This is a genomic window from Mycolicibacterium sp. XJ879 (assembly GCF_053483935.1).
Map to the genome: position 1 here is coordinate 492,876 of NZ_JBEFTH010000001.1, position 23,624 is coordinate 516,499.

The following is a 23,624-nucleotide window of genomic DNA, read 5'->3' on the forward strand; positions in this document are numbered from 1 at the left end:
CGCGACTTCCGCGCACGGTCCGCTAGCGCGAGTAGAGGAGCAGCTATGACGGCGAAGGTCGATTTCAGCGATGTGCCCTGGAAGTCGGTGGAGTGGACGAACCTATGCACGTTGTACCTGCGGGCATTCGAAAGCCGCTCCCCGCGACCGATTCTGGGGGATACCGCGGCTGCACAGGCGGTCGACCGAATCGATTACGATTGGACCCGAATACATCGTTACGTGCGGCCGGGGCTCAACCAGTACCTGGTTGCCCTGCGCGCCAAACGGCTCGATGACTGGAGCGCTGACTTTCTCGTTCGCCATCCGGATACGGTCGTGCTGCACCTCGGGTGCGGGATGGACACTCGGGCATTTCGGCTTCAACCGCCGGCAACCGTGCAGTGGTTCGACGTGGACCAGCCGCAGGTCATCGCATTGCGACGCAAGCTCTACGACGACGGCGACGGGTATCGAATGATCGGCTCATCGGTGACCGATGAGGGTTGGCTGGACCAGATACCGGCGGACCGACCGGTGCTGATGGTTGCCGAAGGCCTGCTCATGTTTCTGGCCGAAGTCGACGTGCGTGCGCTGCTGTGCCGTATCGCGGGGCGGTTCGACCGCGGCGGCGAGATGGTCTTCGACACGTTGTCACCGCTGGGCCCGCGGGTGTCGAAGCTTCTGCAGGCAGGCATCGTCAAATGGGGCATCCGGAACCCGCGCGAAATTCAGCGGTGGAATCGGCGGCTGCGCTTTGTCGAGCGGGCGTCCACGATCGCCGGATACGAGAAGATTCCGACAACTGGAGCGCGGCTGTCGTACAGGGTGCTGTCCGCGACACCGGTCCGCAATTACACCGTGGTGAACCGGTTCGCGTTCGAAGCCAAGCCGCTCACCGCGCCGTAAATCGTTGCTGCCACTGATCGAGCATGGCGGGAATCTCCTCCAGCAGGAACGTGTAGAAATCTCGCATCTGTGTGAGGCGTCGGCGGGCCGGGCTGCCGTCCTCGGTAGCGGCAATTCCGGCCTCCGCGGCCGCGAGAACCCCCGACAGCACCTCGTTCTGTTTGGTGTATTGCACAGCCCAGGCGTCGTCGCGCAGACGATAGTGATCGCGCCGACTGCCGGGCGCGGGCACGCGTTCCACGACGCCCACGCCGGTAAGCATTTTCAATGCCCCGGAGATACCGCCCGAACTCGCCTGCAGTTGCTCGGCGAGCTCGCCCATCGTCATCGTGGGTTGCTCGGTGAACACCAGCGCCGCAAGAACCCGCGCGGTCATGCGCTGCATCCCATGAGTGGACAGGACAAGGGCCAGCTCCTCGGCAATGGCGCGAGGGTCGGGCGGCTCAGCCACCATGCCTCCCAAAACAGCTTCAGTATTTTCTGAAGATTCAGTATAGTGCAATCGGCGCTCCGGGAAGTCTGGTCGGAACCTGGTTCCTGCTACCCCGGAAGGCATCGCATGCGATCCGTTCTGTCATCGAAACAGGGCAGTCCTACGGCGACTGAGGTGATCAGCGTGCGCGGGCTGACCTTCACGTATCCGAAGTCCGACATTTCGGCGGTCCGCGGAATGGAGTTCACCGTCGACCGGGGGGAGATCTTCGGGTTCCTCGGTCCGAGCGGTGCGGGCAAGTCCACGACGCAGAAGCTGCTCATCGGACTGCTCAGCGGTCACGGTGGCGAGGTGTCCGTGTGGGGGAGGGAGCCCGCAGCCTGGGGGCGCGACTATTACGAGCGCATCGGAGTGTCGTTCGAGTTGCCGAATCACTATCAGAAGCTCAGCGGGCTGGAGAACCTGCGGTTCTTCGCGTCCCTGTACGGCGTCGACACGCTCGACCCGATGCAACTTCTCGATGCGGTCGGGTTGGCCGACGACGCTGACGTTCGAGTCGGCAACTACTCAAAGGGCATGCAGATGCGGCTGACGTTCGCCCGCGCGCTGCTCAACGATCCCGAGTTGCTGTTCCTCGACGAGCCCACATCCGGCCTCGACCCCGTCAACGGGCGAAAAGTCAAAGACATCGTGCTCGACCTGAAGGCACGTGGTCGCACCATCTTTCTCACCACGCATGACATGCGCGTGGCCGACGAGCTCTGTGACCGGGTCGCGTTCGTGGTGGACGGTCGCATCGTTGCCATGGACACCCCGACCGAGCTCAAGATCGCCCGCAGCCAGCGTTGCGTGCGCGTCGAGTACCGGGGACAAGACGGGACGCTCGAGACCGCAGAGTTCGGGATGGACGGCCTGGCCGAGGATTCCGCGTTTCACGCCGTCTTACGAAACCATCATGTGGAGACCATCCACAGCCGGGAGGCGACACTCGACGACGTGTTCGTCGAAGCCACCGGAAGGCGGCTGACGTGACCCGGCTGGCGAGCGTGTTCCGTCTGGAGCTCACGCTGCAAGTCCGGCAGAAGTTCTTGCACGCGGGGGTGTTCAGCGGCCTCATCTGGCTGGCGGTCTTGCTGCCGTTGCCGCACCGGCTGCGACCGGTATTCGAGCCCTACATTCTGCTGGGCGACATCGCCATCGTCGGATTCTTCTTCATCGGCGGTTCGGTGTTCTTCGAGAAACAGGAGCGGACGGTGGGCGCCATCATCTCCACGCCGCTGCGATTCTGGGAATATCTGACTTCGAAAGTAGCGTTGCTAACCGGTCTTTCGCTGTCGGTGGCGGTGGTGGTGGTTTCGGTGGCACACGGTCTTGACTATCGGCCGATTCCCATGATCGTGGGCGTGATCCTGGGCACCGTTCTGATGCTGCTGGTCGGCTTCATCACCTGCCTACCGTTCTCCTCAGTCGGCGACTGGGTGATATTCGGCACGGTCCCGCTGGCCGTGATGATCGGTCTACCGGTGCTGAGCCTCTCTGGCGTGTGGGCGAATCCGGTGCTGTACGCGATCCCCACCCTCGGTCCGCTGCTACTGCTCGGCGACGCATTCGGACAGCTGACCGTTACGCCGTGGCAGGCGGTGTACGCGGTGGGGTACCCACTGGTGTCCGTGGCGGCGATGTGTGCGGCAGCGAAGTTCTTCTTCGGCAAGTACGTCGTGGCCAGGTCGGGAACATGACCAGCCGGTCCGTGTCGAGACGGGCGGTAGCAGCGTTCGCACGCAACGACATCCGCGGCACCTACCGCGATCCACTGCTGGTGATGGTGGTTGTCGCGCCGGTGATCTGGACCGTCAGCGTCGCCGTCCTCACCCCGATGTTCACCGGGTTGCTCACTGACCGCTACGACTTCGACCTCGTCCCGTACTACCCCTTGGTGCTGACCGCATTTCTGTTGCTGACCAGTGTGATCGTGGCCGGAGGTCTGGCCGCGCTACTGGTGCTCGACGAGGTCGACGCCGGCACCTTGGCCGCGCTTCGGGTGACTCCGGTGCCGTTGTCGATATTCTTCGGCTACCGTGCGGGCACCGTGCTGTTGGTGGCAACGCTCTACGTCGTGTTGACGCTGTCGTTCAGCGGATTGCTCGAACCCGGACTCGTGCCCGCCCTGGTGCCGATCGGACTGCTGGCGGGGCTGTCCGCGATCGTCACGACGCTGTTGATCCTTGCGTTGGCGGGCAACAAGATCCAGGGCATCGCAATGATCCGCGCACTCGGCATGCTAATCGCCGGCCTGCCATGCCTGCCCTGGTTCATCGACTCGGCGTGGGCACTGGCGTTCGGCGTCTTGCCGCCGTTCTGGGCGGCCAAGGCCTTCTGGTCAGCCAGCGAAGGGTCCCTCTGGTGGCCGTACCTTGTCTGCGGCCTCGCCTACAACGCTGCAATCGCCTGGCTGCTCTTCAAGCGCTTTGTCGCCAAGAACACGTGACGACTCTGGCGTCGAAACGCTGAAGCAAAGCGGTCAGGATGTCAGGTCCCGGCGCCGATATCCCGCCATCCCAACCGCAGCGAGGGCAACGGCGATGGTCACCAGCACCCCCAGCGCCGGCCAACCGGGCGCCACCAAAGGCACCGGGCGCACGTGTGCGAAGGGGGACGCCTCTTGTAGCCATCCCGGCGCGTGCATGCTTTCGGAGACGACGTCGAGCAGGAACCCACCGACCACTGGAACAGCGCCGATGGCGGTGACCGCAGATGGTGACCATCCGGTCGCGAGCACTGCCGCGCCCAGCGCCAGAGCAGCGATCGGCGCGGCGTTCAGCGCCCCGGCAAGCGCGTCGGAAAAGGCAAGGGGCGCACCCGTCGCCGCGGCCCCGACCATGATGCCGGCCGCCGCGGCGACGTGGAGAACAAGAACGCCGAATACCACTACCGCGACTTCTGCGCTCAATAGGCCCACGCGAGAAACGGGCGAGGCGAACAACAGCGTGGAGCGCCGTGCCTGCTCGTCGGCCACGAACGCCGAGATTCTGGTGGCGGCGTACATCCCAGTCGCGATGGCGCACAGCGCGAACAGCGCGGCGGCGAACCCCTCTGCAGAGCTAAGGCCGGCAAAGCCGGCGGCGGCGGCCAGTTCGGCGAATCGCGGGTTCTGTTCGAAGAATTCGAGAATGGACGCGATCGTGGCGCCGATCACCACGAAGTACGTCATGATCGCGGCGACCCAGCCCAGCGTTGACCGCAGGGTACGCCGCACTGCAAATCCCGCCACCGAGCCGAGCAGTCTCGTGCGCGGCGCACGGCTCAGCGACACTGACCACAGCCCGCGTCCCACGTCCCGCGATCGTGCGATGGCCATCGCTGTGGCCCCCAACACGATGGGGTAGCAGGCCAGCACCGCAAGCGGAGCGATTCTGTTGTCCGCGAACGGCGCTATTCGGGCGATGAGCCCGAAGGGACTGATCCAAGCCAGTCCGGACAATGCCGCGGACGCGTCGGTGGTCATTCGCACCAGGAGAGCGGCGCCGAGAAACCCCACTGCGGCGCCGACGGCCATCGGCTTGTTGGGCATCAGCTGGCCGGCCACGAATCCGGCCGCAGCGAAGGTCAGTGTCACCCCGAGAAATCCAGCGGCGTAGAGAGTTGCGCCCGATGGGGCGGTCCCGGCGGCCAGCATTGCGGCCCAAACGCCGACGCTGATCACCAGCGCGCCGCCGGCAAGTGTGAGAAAGGAGCTTCGCAGCGCGTCGGAGACACGAAGAGTGCCGGCCAGCAAAAGGTCCCAGTGTCCGGCATCCTCTTCGCCACGAGTGATGCGGACAGCGGCGAGCATGATCCACACGCCGGCCACCACCAGCAGCGGAGTGCCCGTTCGCCAGACAGTGAAGCCGCCCGCGTCGTCGAGTGCCATTGGTGTGCCGAAAAGCACTCGGATGGCCGGGTTTTCAGCCAGTGCACGGAGAGCTTCCGGGCCCAGCGCGTCCTGGAATGTCGACTTGTATTGTGCGGCAACAAGGAACGACATCCCGGCGCATACTGCGAACACGATCACAGTGCCGCGACGAACCTGCCGGATGGCGAGCCTGGTGGTCGCACTTCTCGGCGATGGCCGTGCGGGCGCGGCATGCCTGGCGGCGACCGTTCCCGTGGTCACCGCGACAGCTCGCCGTAGTAGTCGAGGAAGATCTCCTCGAGGTTCGGCTCGCGCATCGCGACGCTGGTGATCTCGACCGCAGCCAGGGCGCGCAGAGCAGAACTCGGCGAGCCGAACATATTGAACCTCAGCCGCTTGTCCCCGAGCCGCTCGACGTCGGTGACTCCCGGAACATCCGCCAGCTGTGGTTCGGCACGCTGATACGACACCTCTACGACGGTTCGGCGCAGTCGTCGAAGGTCGGCGATGGTGTCGATCTCGACGAGCCGGCCGAGGCGCAGGATGGCGACCCGATCACACACCGCCTCCACCTCGGCGAGCTGGTGAGAGCTCAGAAACACTGTCTGGTTCCGCTGTTTGGCCTCGCCGAGGCAGCGTCGAAACTCCCGTTCCATCAACGGATCCAGGCCGCTGGTCGGTTCGTCGAGGATCAGCAACGGGGCCCTGGTGGCGAACGCCGCGACTATCGCCACCTTCTGCCGATTACCGGTGGAATAGGCCTTGGCCGGCCGGTCGAGATCCAGCGCGAAGCGTTCGACCAGCTCGGCCCGGTACTCGAGGTCGACCGGCGGCCCCACGTTCGCCGCCAACTCCAGGATCTCCGCCCCGGTCAGGAACGGCCAGAGACTGACGTCGGCGGGCACATACGCGAGACATCCATGGGCGCGACGCACATCAGCGGCGTCGATGCCGAGCACGGTGACCCGTCCCGCGTCGGGGCGGATCAGGCCGAGCATCATGCGAATGGTCGTCGACTTTCCGGCCCCGTTCGGGCCGAGGAAGCCGAACACCTCACCCCGCTGCACGGTCAGGTCGAGGCCGTCCACCGCGACGATCCGGCCGAAACGTTTGGTCAGGCCCTCGAGCTGAACAGCTGGTTGAAGTTGCGTGCGTGCAGCCGCGGTCGGCAGATCGTGCATCCGGGTCCCTTTCGTGAGGTCAGCCAATCGACAGCCGACCAGGCTTCCCGGCGCACCTGGCGAGGAATCTACTCGTGAACGTGTCCCGGCGCCAGACAATGGTTCGGGCCGACGGCCTTCCGCGGTTCGGCGATGTCGGGTCGCAGGCGCTACGGGCTAGGGGAATCGATGGCGTCGACGGCGCTCTCCATCCGTTCGAGTGCAGCGCGGATCTCGGCCAACGCCTCGCGCAGTTCGGCGGCCGTCTCCGGGGACTCGCTGCCGGCACCCGGTGGGGTGACTGCATCGGGTGGTCGCTGCGGCGTGGGACCTTCGGCAGGGGGCGACGTGGCCGGCCGGTCCGGAGGCGGTGCCGCCGGCGCACTCGCCGCGTCACCTCCCGGTGCGGTGGCCGCACGTCCGGTTCCTGGCCCGAATACCTGATCGAGTGCCTCGGCGAGCGTCGGTGCATATCCGACGCGCACACCGCCGGCGCCCGGTTCCCGGAAGCTCACCAGTACCCGAGACAGTTGCGGAAACGTCGAGCTGTTGGGGTTGGTCGAAATCCGTTCGGTATACAGCGGTTCCACATATAACACACCGCCGTCGGCGATCGGTAAGGTGAGCAGGTTGCCGTAGTGGATGCGGTTGGAGCGTTCGAGCAGAGTACGTTCCGACGCCACCCGGGTGTCCGAAATCATGGAGTTCTGTATCTGCTGCGGTCCCTGGGTGAGGGTGTCGGTTGGCAACTGCAGCACCGTGATCTTGCCGTAGTTTTCCGGGTCGGAATCCGCCGAAATGTATGCGGACAAGAACTCGCGGTTGTAGCCGACCATCGCAGTGGCGAGTCGGAATGACGGTTGGGTCGTCTCCTCGTCGCCCACGAGAATGTAGAACGGCGGTTGGGTCGGGTTGGCGTCGTTGGTGGGATCGCTGGGAACTGACCAGAATGCATTGGTGGTGAAGAATTCTCGCGGTTCGTCTACGTGGTACTTCGCGAGCAGATCGCGTTGCACCTTGAACATGTCCTCGGGGTACCGGAAATGGGTACGCAGTGCATCTGGGATGTCGCGCTCGGGCGTGACAGTGTCCGGGAAAGCACGCATCCAGGTCTTGAGGACGGGGTCCTCGGTGTCGAACTCATATAGCGTCACGGTGCCGTCGTAGGCGTCGACGACGGCTTTGACCGAATTGCGCGCGTACGCAACTTGTTTGCCGGGACGGACGACCCCGGTGGCCGTGGTGACGGCTCCTTCCAGCGAACTACGCTGAGCGTAGGGATAGTCGTCGAGCGTGGTGTAGGCATCGACGATCCACACGATACGTCCGTCAACCACGGCCGGATAGGAATTCGAGTCGGTCGTCAGCCACGGCGCCACCCGTTGTACCCGTTGTTGCGGATCGCGATGGAAGATGACCTTCGACTCCGAACCGATGGCACGGGAGAACAAGATGTTGCGCTCGGCGAACTTCGCCGCGAATATCGTGCGATTCAGCCAGTTACCGATCGGCACCCCGCCGGCACCGGTGTAGGTGTAGGTCGAAGTGTCGGTGTCGTATTCGCGCGGCGCGGAATCGATGGCACCGCCGACGATCGCGTAGTCCGGCGCTGACCTAGCGATGACCTCACCGAAGTAGATCCGCGGTTGTTCGACGGGTATGACCTGATCGCCGGCGGCTTGCGTCGCGATGTCGCTGACCGCGTAAATCGGGTAACCGCTGTTACTTTCGGCCGCTTCAGCGGCGTCCCCGACCGCGGCGTTCACTCGATTCGCCGGGGCGGCGACGAACCCGTTGCCATGCGTATAGACGGTATGGCGGTTGATCCAGTCGGTCTGGTTCCCGGTCAGGCTGTCCGGCGAGAGCTCCCGAACTCCGACGATGTAGTCCTGGAGTTCACCGTCGATGCGGTAGCGGTCAATATCGAGTTCGTCGGCGAAACTGTAGAAGTTCTTGAGCTGCTGCTGCTGGGTGAAAGTCCGTGACAGTACGTTCGGGTCTAGTAGCCGCACGTTGGCGATGGTGGTGACGTCGGCGGGAATGTCACGTGGATTCTTGGTTCCCACGCCGGGGTACGGGCGGTATTCGAGCTGGTCGTCTTCGAGCTGAAAAGCCTGCCGAGTCGCTTCGATGTTGCGTTGGATGTACGGGCGCTCGACGTCGGCCGCGTTGGGGCGCACGGAGAACTGTTCCATCAACAGTGGCCAGCCTCCACCGACCAGCATCGACGACAGCACCAGCAGCGCGGCGGCCATCGCTGGTATCCGCATGTCGCGCAGGAAGATCGCGGCGAAGAAGGACGCGGCGCACAGCACCGCGATGGCCAACAGCACCAGCCTGGCGGGTAACACCGCATGAATGTCGGTATAACCGGCGCCTCGAAACGTCGGCTCCTTGCGCGAGGAGGTCAGTAAGTCATATCGGTCGAACCAGTAAGCGACGGCTTTGAGCAGGATGAGGATTCCCGCGGGCACTGCCAACTGGACGCGGGCTGCCGCGGTGAGCAAACCTTCGCCGGAGCCAAGCCGCACACCGCCGAACAGGTAGTGCGTCATCAGGTTCGCCGCCAGCGCTAGGCAGACGGCGACGAAAAGCCAGTTCAGCACCGAACGGTAAAACGGGAGGTCGAACACAAAAAACCCGATGTCATGGCCGAATTCGAGATCGGTGACGCCGAACGAACCACCGTGGAGAAACCGCTGAACGGTGGCCCAATTCGTCTGTGCGATCAAGCCTGATATCAGCCCGACGGCGCCGGCGACTCCGAACGCCACCCGCAGCCTCCGACTCATCACCAGGGTGCGATACGCCGCGATCGGGTCGTTCTCGCCTTTGACCGGCGCAAAGACCGGCCGCGACCGGTAGGCGACTGCCATAGCCAGAAGTACGCTGCCGCCCACCACGGCGGCGACCACAGCGAACGTCAGTAGGCGGGTCATCAACACGGTGATCCAGACCCCGCGATATCCCACCTCGCCGTACCACAGCCAGTCGACGTAGAGATCCACAAACCGTGGCCCTACCAGCAAGACGACGACCAGAGCAGCGATACCGATCACCACGAACCGTGAGCGTCTGCTCAGCTGTGGCGGTTTGCGGGGTGGGCGCTTGCCGGACGGGGAATCGCCGGTCGACATCGGCCCCATCGGTACTCCAAACCGAGTGCGTTGTCCGTATTCCAACGGACGGCTTGAACCATCGTGGCCGTATCCGACCGATGATTTCAAGGGCACCGCCCCGCGTCACCGTAATGTCCGGCCTGTGTTGGTCGGTCGGTGGGTGGTTGGCACCTACTGCTGGTGCTAACCGCCCTGCCGGTACGGCGGGGTGCCCGTCGGGCGGCGCATGGTCAGGCGGAGGCTGCTGCGCGCCCAACGCATCGCCGAGCGCTGGGGCGGATAGATCTCGGCGGCTAAGGCGGCTTTACTGCCGCGGTGCAGCATAACCGCTTCGGGGGAGAAGCCACCGTCACGAACTGGGGCGGGCGGCAAGGCCGCCGAGTCCGCGGTCTGCCAACGTGATCCCGCCTCGATGAGCGACTGATGCTTGTTCGGGTAGTAGTCGGCGCGTCCGGACAGGGCCAACCCGCTGGCTCCGGCCGCCGCGGCCAACAGATGCGGGTGAAACCGGGTACTGACCCACATCTGGTTCGCATTGGCAGGCAGGCCGTCGTTCCAGACCGTCGTGAACGGGACGAAGATGGCGCCCGGCAACAGGTGTGCCACCCGGTCGAACACGATGCGGTCCGCGCCGGGAATGCCCTCGATGACCGCGACGTCGTGGCCCGCCACGCCCCAGTTCTCGATGAGCCCGGTGATCGCACGAGCGAGCCCGGCCACGCCCTGGCCGTCTGCAAAATCGTCCATGAGATCGGATTGCAGGCAGAATACGATGGGCCGCCGCGCGGCCTCTGACACGGCGTCGTACACATCGTCCTCGCCGATTCCCAACCATGCGTCGTCGCCGGTGAATGTGTGCGAACCACTCGAACCCGCAAGCGAATCGGCTGACAGCGCGTCACGGACGTCGAACATCGCGAACCGGGACTGCAACTCGCGAAGCAGGTCCAGCCGCTCGCTTTCCCCGACCGGCACCAGCCCTTGACCGGTGGCCAGCGCCCGCCCTCCGGACCGATCGGCCGCCGCGGCGGCCGCGGCCAACAGCGCTACGTGATGCGGCCACACCGTGTTGATATAGCCGCCGCCGACAAGGTGCACGGTGTGGGCGCGGGCGAGTAGCTCGATACCCGAGACGATCCGCGGCATCCGGCCCGGATTCTTGATGACGTCCTGCGCTACGGCAGCGGCTTCGGAAGGAGCAAGGTGGGCGGTCTCGAAGCAGATCCGCCATATCGTGTCGACGAACGTCATCCGCGGATGACTGCCCTGTAAAAGGACGCCGGCTTGGCCGGGGGTGTGGCAGTCGACTACGACATCGGCGTGCGGGCGAACGACGGCAAGGTGGCGCAGCCACGCGCGTAGGATGAACTCATCGCCATAGTTCGGATTGCCGCCCGGCGCAACGAGATAGATCAGTTCTTGGCGATTGCGCGGGCGCGCTGGCGTCACACCTGGCTGAGATGTGGCTGCGCGCACCGGCGACCTCTTCAGTCGAAAACATCATGAATCGAGTGACCCATTTCGTAGCTGGGGCAGATCGATGCCGACCAGACTTCCCGGCGCGCCGCCACAGATGCTAGACGATTGAGTTCAAGCCCACTTGCACAATGAGTGCCCCGGCCAATGCAATAAGGTTGAGGCAGGTGTGCCGGGAAGTCTGGTCGGCGATCATTCGTTGACCCTCGCCAGAGATCGGATTCATCGTGACCGCCAACGCGCCACACCGGCCTCCGCGGCCGACGCTGCTCTCACGCGGGTCGTGGGCGGAAACCAAGCGCATTGCGTCGATCCTGCGCAAGGAGACGGTCGGCGGGGCGATCCTGTTGGTCGCGGCTGCGGTCGCTCTCGTCTGGGCCAACTCGCCGTGGTCGGAGAGCTACTTCGCGCTGCGGGATCTCAAGATCGGTGGCGAACCGTTCGGCCTGCACCTGGACCTCACCGTCGGCACCTGGGCCGCCGATGGATTGCTCGCGCTGTTCTTCTTCGTAGTCGGATTGGAGCTCAAACGCGAGTTCGTGGCCGGCGACCTGCGTGACCCCGCCCGGGCGGCGATGCCGATCGCGGCCGCCGTCGGCGGGATGGTGGCGCCGGCGTTGATCTTCGTCGCGGTGACCGCCCACGTGGGCGACGGCGCCACCCGGGGCTGGGCGATCCCGACCGCAACCGACATCGCCTTTGCCGTCGCAGTGCTGGCGGTCATCTCCACGCATCTGCCGGCGGCGCTCCGCACGTTCCTGTTGACCCTCGCGGTCGTCGACGACCTGCTCGCGGTGTCGGTGATCGCCGTGTTCTACACCGAGAGCATCAACTGGTTGGCGCTAGCGGCGGCTGCGGTACCGCTGGTGTTGTTCGCGGTGTGCGTGCAGCGCCGGATCCGGTCGTGGTGGCTGCTGGTGCCGCTCGCGCTGGCGACCTGGGTGTTGATGCACGAATCGGGCGTGCACGCCACGGTGGCCGGCGTACTGCTGGGCTTCACCGTGCCGGCGATGCGTTCGGCGGCGGGTGGAGGACCCCAGGCCGGGCCCGGTCTCGCCGAGCACTTCGAGCACCGCCTGCGCCCGCTGTCGGCAGGGTTCGCAATTCCGGTATTCGCATTCTTCGCCGCCGGGGTGTACATCGGGGGTGTCGAGGGATTCACCCGGGCGCTGACGGATCCCATCACGCTCGGCATCGTGCTGGGTCTGGTGGTCGGCAAGCCCGTCGGCATCTTCTTGACGACGCGGGTGCTGGCCTCGGTCACCCGAGCCAACCTCGACGAGGCCATCAGGTGGATCGACGTGGTCGGCATCGCCTTGCTGGCCGGCATCGGGTTCACCGTGTCGCTGCTGATCGGGGACCTCGCCTACGGCCTCGGGTCCGAACGTGACGAATTCGTCAAAATCGGCGTCCTGACCGGATCGGTGTGCGCGGCGGTGCTGGCAGCGGTTCTACTGCGGCTGCGCAACCGCCATTACCGGGCTGTGCACGAACAGGAGACCGCCGACGCCGACCACGACGGTGTGCCCGACATCTACCAGGCTCGACAGGACTGATCCCGGCCCCTCTGCGTACACTGACGGAATGCTTGAACAGATCCGCGGTCCCGCTGATCTGCAGCACCTTTCGCAAGCGCAACTAAGCGATCTAGCGCAGGAGATCCGCGATTTCCTGATCCACAAGGTGGCTGCAACCGGCGGGCATCTCGGCCCCAATCTCGGCGTGGTGGAGCTCACCCTGGCCCTGCATCGGGTGTTCGATTCGCCTCATGACCCCATCGTCTTTGACACCGGACATCAGTCCTATGTGCACAAGATGCTGACCGGTCGCAGCCGTGACTTCGAGACGCTGCGCAAGAAGGGCGGGTTGTCGGGCTATCCGTCCCGCGCGGAAAGCGAACACGACTGGGTCGAGTCCAGCCACGCCAGTGCGGCGCTGTCTTACGCCGACGGGTTGGCCAAGGCGTTCGAGATCTCCGGCTACCGCAATCGGCGCGTCGTCGCCGTCGTCGGGGACGGCGCGCTGACCGGCGGGATGTGCTGGGAGGCGCTGAACAACATCGCCGCGGCCCAGCGCCCGATCGTGATCGTCGTCAACGACAACGGCCGCAGCTACGCCCCGACCATCGGCGGCTTCGCTGAGCATCTAGCCCGGCTGCGCCTGCAGCCCGGCTACGAGCGGATGCTCGAGGAGGGCCGCAACGCGGTGCGCCGGGTGCCGGTCATCGGCGAGTTGTGCTATCAGGGCATGCACAGCATCAAGGCGGGGATCAAGGACGCGCTGTCGCCGCAGGAGATGTTCACCGACCTGGGGCTCAAGTACGTCGGTCCGATCGACGGCCATGACGAGAACGCGGTGGAACGGGCGCTGCGCAGCGCGCGGGGCTTCAACGCGCCGGTGGTCGTGCACGTCGTCACCCGCAAGGGCATGGGATATGCGCCCGCGGAGAACGACGAGGCCGACCAGATGCACGCCTGCGGTGTCATCGACCCCGAGACCGGGCTGGCCACGTCGGTGTCCGGACCCGGATGGACCTCGGTGTTTTCCGAAGCCCTGATCGGTTATGCCAGCCGGCACCGCGACATCGTGGCCATCACCGCCGCGATGCCGGGGCCCACGGGGCTGACCCCGTTCCGGCAACGCTTCCCGGACCGGTTCTTCGACGTCGGCATCGCCGAACAGCATGCGATGACCTCGGCCGCCGGTCTGGCGATGGGCGGTATGCACCCGGTGGTCGCGATCTATTCGACGTTCCTGAACCGCGCGTTCGACCAGGTCATGATGGACGTGGCGTTGCACAAGCTGCCGGTGACCATGGTGCTGGACCGCTCCGGGGTCACCGGGGCCGACGGCGCCAGCCACAACGGCATGTGGGATCTGTCCATGCTGGGCATCGTGCCGGGCATCCGGGTGGCCGCGCCGCGCGACGGCACCCGGCTGCGCGAAGAGCTGGGCGAGGCGCTGGACGTCAAGGACGGCCCCACCGCCATTCGCTTTCCCAAAGGTGATGTGGGCGAGGACATTCCGGCGCTCAAGCGGCGTGACGGCGTGGATATTCTCGCGGTGCCCGCCGACGGCCTGGCCGAGGATGTGCTGCTGGTGGCCGTCGGGCCGTTCGCGGCGATGGCGCTGAAGGTCGCCGAGCTGCTGCGTAGCCAGGGCATCGGGGTGACGGTGGTGGATCCGCGCTGGGTGCTGCCGGTGCCCGAGATCATCGCCGAGCTGGCCACCGCGCACAAGCTGGTGGTCACCGTCGAGGACAACGGCGTGCGGGGCGGAATCGGTTCGGCGGTATCGGCGGCGCTACGTCGCGCCGAGGTCGACGTGCCCTGCCGTGACGTCGGCTTGCCGCAGGAGTTCTTCGAACAGGCGTCGCGCGGCGAGGTGCTCGCCGACGTCGGGCTGACCGACCGCAACATCGCCAGGCAGATCACCGGATGGGTGGCCGCCCAGGGCAGCGCCGTAGCCGAGCACGAGGTCAGCGAGCAGAGCTAGGCCGTTAGCGGGCCGTATCGCGCGAGCGTGCGCGTCTGCACCCGACACCCGAGCATTTGGCCGATTTTGCGCACGCTCGGCGAGCTAGTACCCGCTTCCGACGTCGTCGGGCGCACGTCGTTGCAGGCGCGGCACGAAGACGGACAGCGCGACGAGGCTCACCCGAAAAAGCGCAGCTGGTGAGTGTCTCGACTGATAAAGCCGTACCCGCGCGCTGCGCGGATACGGCTTCAGTTCATGCCGTGACTACGTCAGATTGCTCGAACGCGGCTGGCCTGAGGGCCCTTGGCGCCCTGGGTGACCTCGAACTCCACCTGCTGGTTCTCCTCGAGGCTCCGGAAGCCACCACCGTCGATCTCGGAGTAGTGGACGAAGACGTCGGGGCCGTCAGTGCGTGCGATGAAGCCGAAACCCTTCTCGGCGTTGAACCACTTCACAGTTCCCTGTGTCATTTCTTCTCCTTGTCAGGATTCCAGACCGCGCTGTGCGGTCCGGTGGCCGATTGACCAGACGGCTACTTCTCGGCTTGACCTGCAAGAGAAAAGAGACGCCCGCGCCAACGTTCTGCGCGAGCGTGCATGAAACACGAACACTTAAAACTTCGACCTAGAGAATTCAACCACACAGTGGCGAGTCTTGTTCCCGCGCTATCTCCGACGGCCTCCAAGCCGGGATGTCGGCCAGCTCGTAACATCCAGCGCGCTACGGGGCGGCGGTAAGCGCCGCGGTCAACACCGGCACGACGAGGTGCCGCTGCCAGGGCCGGGCCTGCGCGTCGCGCAGGAACGCGTCGACGACGGCAGCGGTGTCGTCGGGGTTCTCGGGAGGTCGCCAGTCCCAGCACAGTCGGCGCACCACGTCGGGGGTGAGCAGGTTCTCGGCCGGCACCGACAACCGTTGCGACAGGTCGGTCAGTCCAGCGCGCACCGTTTCGAGCCGGGCCGCGGCCTCGGGCTTGCGCCGTGACCACCGCGACGCCGGCGGCGGACCGTTCGACGGCTCGTGCGCGTCCGGCGGCTCCTCGGTGGTGCGGGCGCGCGCCAGCGCGTCCAGCCAGACCTGTGCGCTTCGGCGTTGCCGTGAGCCACCGAAAATTGGTAACGCGGTGAGCTTTTCGACGGTGTCGGGGTCAGCGGTGGCGGCGTTGATGATCGCGGAGTCGGGCAGGATGCGGCCTGGTGCGATGTCGCGACGCTGGGCGATGCGGTCGCGGGTGATCCACATCTCGCGCACGGCGGCCAGCGCACGGGGATCGCGCACCTTGTGGATGCCCGACGTCCGACGCCAACGGTCGCGCCGTGTCGGGGACGCCTCGTACTTGCGTAGATGTTCGAATTCCTCAGCGGCCCAGTCGCTTTTGTGCTGCTCGTCGAGCAACTCTGCGATGGCGTAACGCAAGTCGAGCAACACCTCGACATCCAGTGCGGCGTAGTTGAGCCACTCGGGCGGCAGCGGCCGCTTCGACCAGTCCGCCGCACCGTGCCCCTTCATCAGCTGGACTTTCAGCAGGCGCTGCACCATCGCCGCGAGGTTTACCTTGTCGAAACCGGCCAACCGGCCCGCCAACTCGGTGTCGTACAGCGCTGGGGGTTTCATGCCGATCTCGGCCAGACATGGCAGGTCCTGATCGGCGGCGTGCAACACCCACTCGTCGGTGCCGAGCACCTCGGCCACCGGCGCCAGCGTGCTCACCGGGTCACCGCCGTGGTTGACCGGGTCGATAAGCACGGTGCCGGCCCCGGCGCGACGGATCTGCACCAGATAGGCGCGGTTGGAATACCGAAAGCCGGACGCACGCTCGGCATCGACCGCAAACGGCCCGGTGCCGGAGTCCAGAAGCTCAGCTGCCCTAGTGATTTCGCTGCGGCTGACGGCTAGCTGCGGGACACCGTCGCGCGGTTCCAGCAGCGGCGTGGCCTCTGGTTCCTGCTCCGGGTCTGCTTCTTGCGGCTCGGTCATCGTCACGCGCGGGTGCGTGAGTTCAGGTCGGTCACCCCCGCCGGAGGTAGGCCGGCGGCGTGCTCGAGCACTTCACAGAACGCCTCGACGTGTGGCCTCAGATCCAGGGTGGTCGCGGTCCACGACGCCCGCAGTTCGAGTTGATGCGCGCGCGGCGGCCCGGAGATGTCGCCGTAGCGCACCGACGTGGTCGCGGTGACCGTGCCGCCCAGCGCGGTGACGTGCTCCTCACGCGCCGCCAACGCGTCGAGAAGCCAGCTCCACGCCACCTCGGGCAGCAGCGGGTCGACGGCCTCGCTGGGGTCCAGATCGGCCTGGATGTAGGCGACCATCCGCATCGTGCCGTCCCAGGCGTCGGCGCCCTCGGGATCGTGCAGCAGGATCAGCCGGCCGAACGCATCGCCCTCGGAGCGCTCTGGAACGATTGCGGTCTCGGGATGGCGGACCTCCGCGCCCAGCGCATAGCTGAACGGCGCCAGCCGTTGCGGCGGGCGGATCGGGCCCAGCTCGATTTCCGAGCGGACGGTGGTGGCGTTCATCGCCGCCACCGCTTCGCGGAACTGGGCCGGTTCGGCGGTGGTCACTTTCTCGACGCTAGCCCATTCGGCCAGCTCTGTGCGCAGGCGCGCCGATCTTGACCAGCAGGGACGGCAGGGTGAGTGCACACGCGACGGTGCGACGGCCCGAACGCACTGGTCAGGCCGCCGCACCGGGTTACGTCGGAGGTCAGTTCGACGGCGGCATCAGCACGGTGTCGATCATGTACACCTGCGCATTTGCCGTGTCGACGCCGCCGCAGACCACGCCGGCGTCGTTGACCCGCAGATCGTTGCCGGAGCCGGTCACGGTCAACTCGGCACCCTGGACGGTGGCGTGGGTGCCGACCACCTGGTCAGGGGCCGCCTGACCGGGCACCACGTGGTAGGTGAGGATGCTCGTCAGCAGGTTGGCGTCGGTCTTGAGCGTTTCCACCGTCTCGGGCGGCAGCTTGGCGAACGCCGCGTCGGTGGGGGTGAAGACCGTGAACTCGGCGCTGTTGAGGGTGTCCACCAGGTTCACGTCGGGGTTGAGTTGGCCCGACACCGCCTGGGTGAGCGTCTTGAGCATCGGGTTGTTCGACGCCGCGACCGTCACCGGGTCCATCGCCATGCCGTCGACCGAACCGGGTCCGCTGGGCACCTGTTCCGCATAGGCGGTGCATTCGGGTCCGACGAGGTTGGCAGCCGGTGTGGCTTGATTGGTCGTGGCGACCGACGTCGCCTGTGGGGTGGCGGCCGGCGACATCGTCTCCGAGGCGGTGCTGCTGTTGTCCGAACACCCTGACAGGGCCAGAACCGCGGCCACCGACAAACCCGCGATGGCGCCGGTGCCGTAGTGAACAGTGCGCATGGCATATCTCCTTGTGTAGGACGGCCTGACGGTCGTCGCTGAACTCGATCACCAGGAATTCGGAGCTGGGTTGTCCTTGGATGGGATGGTCGCCAAAAGATTCAAATAGCGGTGAAGACGATCGAGTGCCAGCCGGTGGCGCCGTCGGGTGTCGGCCCGGGCGTGATTGACCCCGAGCCGGTCCTGGGCCTGCAGGTTTCCCTGTGCGTCGACGGCGCGGCACGTCAGCGTGTGCTGACCGGGCGGCAGCGCCCTGCTGAGCCGAAACATCCGCCACGGCGCCCCGGCCGCGCGATGAGCCCGATTTCGTTGCCCACCGCGAGGAACGGGGAGGCGTCCGGGATCGACAGTAGACCGGCCACCAGATGCCCGACCGACAGCGCAGTGGCGACCGCCAAGATCCCGCTGGCGGTGGCCGCAACCGAGTGTTTTGACATGAGCGGTTCGTCGCCTACCGCGGTCTGGATGGTGTCGAACCCACTCCGATCGCGGCGCGGCTCCGAATAACAGGTGTGGAAACTCGTGTGCTCGTGCCGCCGGTGGTTAGGCTGACGGCCGTGGTGGCTGACCTCGGCGAACTGTTGCGCCAGGTGGCGCGGCAGGACGCCGAGGCGTTCGCCGCCTTTTACGACCTGACGCGGGCCAGGGTGTTCGGCCTCGTCACCCGGGTATTGCGCGACACCGGTTACAGCGAGGAGACCATGCAGGAGATCTATCTGCAGGTCTGGCGCAGCGCCGACAGCTATGACCCCGCCGCAGGCTCTCCGCTGGCCTGGCTGATGACGCTGGCGCACCGTCGTGCCGTCGACCGGGTACGCTCTGAGCAGTCCGGGAGCCAGCGCGAATCACGTTACGGCGTCGCCACTTTCGAGGTGCCGTCGGATTCCGTCGCCGATTCCGTCATTTCGAGCGACGAACGCCGTCAGGTCGCCGACTGCCTGGGCTCGCTGACCGACGCGCAGCGCGAGTGCATCCAGCTCGCCTACTACGACGGGCTGACATACGCTCAAGTGTCCGAACAATTGTCGGCGAACCTCGCGACGATCAAATCGCGGATGCGTGACGCCATCCGCGGCCTTCGCAAGTGCCTGGGGATCGCATGACCGAACCAACCGACTCCGAACTCATCGCGCTGGCGACGCCCTACGCGCTGCACGCGCTGTCAGAGGCCGAAACCGCCGACGTGGAGGGGCGCCTCGCCGCCGCCCCCGCAGCGGTCGCCAACGCATTCGCCGACGAGGTCCGCACGGTCCGCGAGACTATGGCGGTGATGTCGGCGGGCACCGCCGTCGACCCGCCGGATCACCTGCGCGAGCGTGTCCTCGCCGATATCGCCGCCGATCCGGTGCGGCTGCAGTCCCGCAGGCGGCGTTGGCAGACCGCGGTGTTGGGTGCCGCGGCGGCGGTGGTGATCGGGTTCGGCGCGCTCGGCGTGGGTCTGGCGCTGCGCCCGGCCGCCGCCCCGTCGACCGTCGAGCAGGTGTTCGCCGCCCCCGACGTGCGCACCGTGTCGGGGCCGATTCCGACCGGCGGCACGGCGACCGTGGTGTTCTCCCGGGAGCGCAACGCGGGGGTGCTGGTGATGAACAACGTCGCACCACCGGAGCCCGACACCGTCTACCAGATGTGGCTGATCGACGACGAGGGTCCGCATCCGGCGGGCACCATGGCCAGCGTCGCGCCGTCGACCACGGCGCTGCTGCCTGACCTGGGCGCCTCCGAGGCGCTGGCCTTCACCGTGGAACCGCCCGGCGGTTCGGAGCAACCGACCACACCGGCGTTCGCCGAGTTACCGCTGACCTAGGGTCTGCGCCGTCGAGCGATTGGGGTCCGAGTGACGGCTCTGGCAGCATTGGGGGCGATGACTACCCGTCGTGAGCTGCCCGAGTCGCCGTATCTGGCCGCCGTGTCCGGCCGCAAACCGAACCGCGTGCCCGTGTGGTTCATGAGGCAGGCCGGGCGTTCGCTGCCCGAGTATCGGGCGTTGCGCGCGAAGAACACGATGATGCAGGCATGCTTTGACACCGAGCTGATCACCGAGATCACGCTGCAGCCGGTGCGCAGGCACGGCGTGGACGCCGCGATCCTGTTCTCCGATATCGTGGTGCCGCTGCGCGCGTCGGGTATCGCGCTGGACATCGTGCCCGATGTCGGCCCGGTGATCGACCATCCGATCCGCACCACCGCCGACGTCAACGCGATGAAACCGCTTGAACCGCAACAGGTCACCGCCGTCACCGACGCGGTGCGGCTGCTGGTCAAGGAGTTGGGCGAGGTGGCGCTGATCGGGTTCGCCGGCGCCCCGTTCACGCTGGCCTCCTACCTCATCGAAGGCGGTCCGAGCCGCCAGCATGAACACACCAAGGCGATGATGTTCGGCGAAACCGACACCTGGCACGCCCTGATGGAAACGTTGACCGACCTGACCATCGCGTTCCTGCAAGCCCAGGTCGGCGCCGGTGTGGACGCCATCCAGGTGTTCGACTCCTGGGCCGGCACCCTGTCGCTGGCCGACTACCGCAACTATGTGCTGCCGCACAGCACCCGGGTGTTCGCCACGCTGGCCGACGCCGGTGTGCCGATGACCCACTTCGGGGTCGGCACCGCCGAACTGCTGGGCGCCATGTCGGAGGCCGTATCCCACGGCGGTCCCGCCGTCGTCGGCGTCGACTGGCGCACCTCGCTGACCGACGCCGCCGCCCGGGTGAAGCCGGGCACGGCGCTTCAGGGAAACCTCGACCCCGTAGTCATGCTGACGGGCTGGCCGGTGGTCGAACGGGCTGTGCGCGCTGTCGTCGAGGACGGCCGCCGCGCGATCGACGCCGGCGTTGCCGGGCACGTGTTCAACCTGGGCCACGGTGTGCTGCCCGCCACCGACCCGGGGGTGATCACCGATGTGGTGGAGTTGGTACACACGCTGTGAGCCGTTCGTATTGCGTTGTCGGCGGTGGCATTTCGGGTCTGGTCGCCGCGTACCGGTTGCGGGTGGCGGCCGGGCCGGATGCGTCGATAACGCTGTTCGACCCCGCCGACCGGCTCGGCGGTGCCCTGCGCACCGAACGGGTCGGCGGGCAGCCGATGGACGTCGGCGCCGAAGCTTTCGTCACCCGGCGACCCGAGATGCCCGCGCTGCTGACCGAGCTGGGACTGGCCGGCCGCCAGGTCGGCACCACCGGCGTGCGGCCGCTGATCTACAGCCAGGCCCGCCTGCACCCCTTGCCGACCAACACCCTGCAGGGCGTGCCCACCGACCCGTCGACCATGCGGGGTCTGGTGGACGACGCCACCGTCGCGCGCATCGCCGACGAACGCGCCCGGCCGCTGCGGTGGCGGCCCGGGGCCGATCCTTCGGTCGCCGAACTGGTCGGCGACCGGTTCGGCGAGCAGGTGGTGGCCCGCTCCGTGGACCCGCTGCTGGCTGGGGTGTATGCGGGGTCGGCGGCCACCATCGGGGTGCGTTCGGCGCTTCCGGCGCTGGCTGCGCAGTTGGACCGGGGTGCGCGCAGCCTGACCGACGCCGCCCGGGACGCGCTGGCGGCGTCGACGGTTCCGCGTGACGCGCCGATCTTCGGTGCGGTGGATGGCGGCTATGCGGTGCTGGTCGACGAGCTCGTCCGCCGCGCAGCCGCGCACTGGCTGCAGGTCGGCGTCGAGGCGGTGCACCGGTCACCGCACGGCTGGGAAGTGGCCGACGACGAGGGCACCCGCCACCACGCCGACGCCGTCGTGCTGGCGGTCCCGGCGCCGCAGCTGGCGCGGCTGGTCGCCGAGGTCGCGCCGCGCACCGCGGCCGCCGCCCGGCGCATCGCGGTGGCGTCGACGGCCCTGGTGGCCCTGGCGCTGCCGGGCGGCACACCGCTGCCGCAGCACTCCGGTGTGCTGGTGGCCAGCGGGGAACGGTTGCGCGCCAAGGCGATCACGTTGACCACCCGCAAATGGGGCCCACGGGGAAACGTCGAGCTGGTGCGGTTCTCCTATGGCCGGTTCGGCGACGACCTGGCCCGCAACGTCGGCGACGAGGAGCTGCTGTCGTGGGCGGCGTTGGACCTGCACGCGGTGTTCGGCATCCACGCCGAGCCGGTGGATCATCATGTGCAGCGGTGGATCGACGCGATGCCGCAGTACGGGCCGGGCCACCCCGAGCTGATCGCCGACCTGCGCGCGGGCCTGCCGCCGGGGTTGGCGGTGGCGGGCGGCTATCTGGACGGTATCGGCGTGCCGGCCTGTGTGGCGTCGGCCACTAGGGCGGCGGCGTCCCTGGTGACCGCCCGCGTGGCACGATAGGGGCATGGCCAAGCTCGATTACGACGCGCTCAACTCCACCCTTCGCTACCTGATGTTTTCGGTGTTCTCGGTGCAACCGGGGGCGCTTGGAGAAGAGCGCGCGGGCGTGATCGACGAGTTCTCGACGTTCCTCAAACAGCAGGAGGAGCGCGGGGTGGTGGTGCGCGGCATCTACGACATCGCGGGCATGCGCGCCGACGCCGACTTCATGTTCTGGACGCACGCCGAAAACCTCGAGGCGCTGCAGGCCACCTACGCGGACTTCCGCCGCACCACCGCGTTGGGGCGGGCCAGCACGCCGGTGTGGAGCAACGTCGCGCTACACCGCCCGGCGGAGTTCAACAAAAGCCACATCCCGGCGTTTCTGGCCGGGGAGGAACCGGGCAACTACATCTGCGTGTATCCGTTCGTCCGGTCCTACGACTGGTACCTGCTGCCCGACGAGGAGCGCCGCCGGATGCTGTCCGAGCACGGGATGGCCGCCCGCGGATACAAGGATGTGCGGGCCAACACGGTGCCGGCGTTCGCGTTGGGCGACTACGAGTGGATCCTGGCGTTCGAGGCGCCGGAGTTGCACCGCATCGTCGATTTGATGCGCGATCTGCGCGCCACCGACGCACGGTTGCATGTCCGCGAGGAGACGCCGTTCTTCACCGGCCCGCGGGTGAGCCCGGAGCAGTTGGTCACCGCGCTGCCGTAAGTCCTGTCGCCGAGATCTACGCTGAAATCGCGACCTCACCGCAGTTTCGGCGTCATCATGTGTGGATGAGAACGAGGGCATGGGTGGGCGCGACGTTGTTGGTGGCCGCGTTCGCGACGGCGCCGACCGGGCTTGCGCAGGGCAACAACGGCGAACAATGCCCTGCGCGTGACGGGTACGGCATCGTCATCCACGCCGGCGACATCGACTGCGTCACGGCGGCCGATTTCGCGGTGCAGTATGACGTCAACGGCGACAAGTACCAGACGATCGGCCCGTTCACCTGCTACTCCGCGACCGCGGCCACGGCCCCGCTGCTGTTCCAGTGCGTCGCCGACACCGAAGACCGTGCCGAGTTCGCGGTCTACCCTGCGTAATCCCTGCGTCAGGCTTTGGGTACCAGCCGCAGCGAGATCGAGTTGATGCAGTAACGCTGGTCGGTGGGCGTCGGATAGCCCTCGCCCTCGAAGACGTGGCCGAGGTGGCTGTGGCAGTTGGCGCAGAGCACCTCGACGCGGCGCATACCGAGCGAGTCGTCGGGGCGCAGGATCACCGCATCGGAGTCGGCCGGATCGAAGAACGACGGCCAGCCGCAGTGCGATTCGAACTTCTCGGTGCTGCGGAATAGTTCAACGCCGCAGGCCCGGCACTGGTAGACGCCTTCGGTCTTGGTGTCGGTGTACTCGCCGGTGAACGGGCGCTCGGTGCCGGCCTGGCGGAGGACGTGGAATTCCTCGGGGCTGAGCTTCTGGCGCCACTCGTCGTCGGTGAGCTGCAGCTTGGGAGCTGGTGTGGTCATAGCTCCAGGCTAGCGACTCTGGGCGAATTT

General features: G+C 66.7%; 23 protein-coding genes. 12 read left to right on the forward strand and 11 right to left on the reverse strand.

All coding sequences use genetic code 11. The features are described 5' to 3' along the window. The first annotated feature begins 45 nt into the window (after positions 1-45). Positions 46-888, forward strand: coding sequence for a class I SAM-dependent methyltransferase (locus ABQF13_RS02515; protein WP_448391117.1), 843 nt, complete (start codon positions 46-48; stop codon positions 886-888). Here ABQF13_RS02515 and ABQF13_RS02520 read toward each other — a convergent pair. Further along, complete coding sequence (locus ABQF13_RS02520) at positions 875-1,273, reverse strand: GbsR/MarR family transcriptional regulator (RefSeq protein WP_448391381.1); 399 nt, start codon at positions 1,271-1,273, stop codon at positions 875-877. The genes ABQF13_RS02515 and ABQF13_RS02520 overlap by 14 nt on opposite strands. A gap of 174 nt (positions 1,274-1,447) precedes the next feature. On the opposite strand from ABQF13_RS02520, the gene ABQF13_RS02525 reads away from it, so the two are divergent. Genes ABQF13_RS02525 through ABQF13_RS02535 form a run of 3 tightly spaced genes read left to right on the forward strand, consistent with a single transcriptional unit; the run spans position 1,448 to position 3,809 of the window. Beyond that, entirely contained in the window at positions 1,448-2,353 is a 906-nt protein-coding gene (locus ABQF13_RS02525) for an ABC transporter ATP-binding protein (RefSeq protein WP_448391118.1), read from the forward strand. Further along, positions 2,350-3,060: a fluoroquinolone export ABC transporter permease subunit gene (locus ABQF13_RS02530; RefSeq protein WP_448391119.1), complete on the forward strand. Its 711-nt coding sequence runs from the start codon at positions 2,350-2,352 to the stop codon at positions 3,058-3,060. The genes ABQF13_RS02525 and ABQF13_RS02530 overlap by 4 nt, the downstream gene beginning before the upstream one ends. Beyond that, positions 3,057-3,809, forward strand: a complete 753-nt coding sequence (locus ABQF13_RS02535) for an Rv2686c family ABC transporter permease subunit (RefSeq protein WP_448391120.1) — start codon at positions 3,057-3,059, stop codon at positions 3,807-3,809. The genes ABQF13_RS02530 and ABQF13_RS02535 overlap by 4 nt, the downstream gene beginning before the upstream one ends. A gap of 33 nt (positions 3,810-3,842) precedes the next feature. Here ABQF13_RS02535 and ABQF13_RS02540 read toward each other — a convergent pair whose 3' ends face one another. The 4 genes from ABQF13_RS02540 to ABQF13_RS02555 all read right to left on the reverse strand — a co-directional run bounded on the left by ABQF13_RS02540 (position 3,843) and on the right by ABQF13_RS02555 (position 10,941). Further along, a complete protein-coding gene (locus ABQF13_RS02540) occupies positions 3,843-5,474 on the reverse strand; it encodes an efflux permease Rv1217c-related protein (protein ID WP_448391122.1) in 1,632 nt (543 codons plus the stop codon). Beyond that, the gene (locus ABQF13_RS02545; protein WP_448391123.1) at positions 5,471-6,394 is read right to left on the reverse strand and encodes an ABC transporter ATP-binding protein; all 924 of its coding nucleotides are present in this window, start codon (positions 6,392-6,394) and stop codon (positions 5,471-5,473) included. Before ABQF13_RS02545 ends, ABQF13_RS02540 begins: the two co-directional genes overlap by 4 nt. A gap of 149 nt (positions 6,395-6,543) precedes the next feature. Beyond that, complete coding sequence (locus ABQF13_RS02550; RefSeq protein WP_448391124.1) at positions 6,544-9,510, reverse strand: UPF0182 family protein; 2,967 nt, start codon at positions 9,508-9,510, stop codon at positions 6,544-6,546. A 165-nt stretch (positions 9,511-9,675) separates the two neighbouring features. Further along, positions 9,676-10,941 (reverse strand): polysaccharide pyruvyl transferase family protein, encoded by a 1,266-nt coding sequence (locus tag ABQF13_RS02555; protein WP_448391125.1) that lies wholly within the window; start codon positions 10,939-10,941, stop codon positions 9,676-9,678. Between the two features lie 242 nt (positions 10,942-11,183). Here ABQF13_RS02555 and nhaA point away from each other — a divergent pair, with 242 nt between their 5' ends. Together nhaA and dxs are read left to right on the forward strand one after the other, a co-directional pair. Further along, complete coding sequence (nhaA, locus tag ABQF13_RS02560) at positions 11,184-12,524, forward strand: Na+/H+ antiporter NhaA (protein ID WP_448391382.1); 1,341 nt, start codon at positions 11,184-11,186, stop codon at positions 12,522-12,524. 28 nt (positions 12,525-12,552) lie between these two features. Continuing rightward, positions 12,553-14,463 (forward strand): 1-deoxy-D-xylulose-5-phosphate synthase, encoded by a 1,911-nt coding sequence (gene dxs / locus ABQF13_RS02565; RefSeq protein WP_448391126.1) that lies wholly within the window; start codon positions 12,553-12,555, stop codon positions 14,461-14,463. Between the two features lie 251 nt (positions 14,464-14,714). Here dxs and ABQF13_RS02570 read toward each other — a convergent pair whose 3' ends face one another. The 5 genes from ABQF13_RS02570 to ABQF13_RS02590 form a co-directional block, all read right to left on the reverse strand. Continuing rightward, positions 14,715-14,915: a cold-shock protein gene (locus ABQF13_RS02570; RefSeq protein WP_448391127.1), complete on the reverse strand. Its 201-nt coding sequence runs from the start codon at positions 14,913-14,915 to the stop codon at positions 14,715-14,717. A gap of 250 nt (positions 14,916-15,165) precedes the next feature. Continuing rightward, positions 15,166-16,422 carry an HRDC domain-containing protein gene (locus tag ABQF13_RS02575; protein ID WP_448391383.1) on the reverse strand — a complete coding sequence of 419 codons (1,257 nt, stop codon included), beginning with the start codon at positions 16,420-16,422 and terminating at the stop codon, positions 15,166-15,168. Between the two features lie 2 nt (positions 16,423-16,424). Further along, entirely contained in the window at positions 16,425-16,961 is a 537-nt protein-coding gene (locus tag ABQF13_RS02580) for a DUF3000 domain-containing protein (RefSeq protein WP_448391384.1), read from the reverse strand. Positions 16,962-17,148: 187 nt separating this feature from the next. After that, positions 17,149-17,811, reverse strand: coding sequence for a fasciclin domain-containing protein (locus ABQF13_RS02585; RefSeq protein WP_448391128.1), 663 nt, complete (start codon positions 17,809-17,811; stop codon positions 17,149-17,151). A gap of 224 nt (positions 17,812-18,035) precedes the next feature. Next, the gene (locus tag ABQF13_RS02590) at positions 18,036-18,248 is read right to left on the reverse strand and encodes a hypothetical protein (protein ID WP_448391129.1); all 213 of its coding nucleotides are present in this window, start codon (positions 18,246-18,248) and stop codon (positions 18,036-18,038) included. A gap of 87 nt (positions 18,249-18,335) precedes the next feature. Between ABQF13_RS02590 and ABQF13_RS02595 the strand changes: the two genes are divergently transcribed. From ABQF13_RS02595 to ABQF13_RS02620, 6 genes are all read left to right on the forward strand, one after another. Then, positions 18,336-18,914: a sigma-70 family RNA polymerase sigma factor gene (locus ABQF13_RS02595; protein ID WP_448391385.1), complete on the forward strand. Its 579-nt coding sequence runs from the start codon at positions 18,336-18,338 to the stop codon at positions 18,912-18,914. Next, positions 18,911-19,615, forward strand: coding sequence for an anti-sigma factor (locus ABQF13_RS02600; protein ID WP_448391130.1), 705 nt, complete (start codon positions 18,911-18,913; stop codon positions 19,613-19,615). The genes ABQF13_RS02595 and ABQF13_RS02600 overlap by 4 nt, the downstream gene beginning before the upstream one ends. A gap of 57 nt (positions 19,616-19,672) precedes the next feature. After that, a complete protein-coding gene (gene hemE, locus ABQF13_RS02605) occupies positions 19,673-20,734 on the forward strand; it encodes a uroporphyrinogen decarboxylase (protein ID WP_448391131.1) in 1,062 nt (353 codons plus the stop codon). Then, a complete protein-coding gene (locus ABQF13_RS02610) occupies positions 20,731-22,095 on the forward strand; it encodes a protoporphyrinogen oxidase (RefSeq protein ID WP_448391132.1) in 1,365 nt (454 codons plus the stop codon). The genes hemE and ABQF13_RS02610 overlap by 4 nt, the downstream gene beginning before the upstream one ends. A gap of 4 nt (positions 22,096-22,099) precedes the next feature. Beyond that, a complete protein-coding gene (gene hemQ / locus ABQF13_RS02615) occupies positions 22,100-22,795 on the forward strand; it encodes a hydrogen peroxide-dependent heme synthase (protein WP_448391133.1) in 696 nt (231 codons plus the stop codon). Positions 22,796-22,860: 65 nt separating this feature from the next. Continuing rightward, positions 22,861-23,172 (forward strand): hypothetical protein, encoded by a 312-nt coding sequence (locus ABQF13_RS02620; RefSeq protein ID WP_448391134.1) that lies wholly within the window; start codon positions 22,861-22,863, stop codon positions 23,170-23,172. An 8-nt stretch (positions 23,173-23,180) separates the two neighbouring features. Here ABQF13_RS02620 and msrB read toward each other — a convergent pair whose 3' ends face one another. Then, the gene (gene msrB / locus ABQF13_RS02625; protein ID WP_448391135.1) at positions 23,181-23,594 is read right to left on the reverse strand and encodes a peptide-methionine (R)-S-oxide reductase MsrB; all 414 of its coding nucleotides are present in this window, start codon (positions 23,592-23,594) and stop codon (positions 23,181-23,183) included. Between the last annotated feature and the right edge of the window lie 30 nt (positions 23,595-23,624).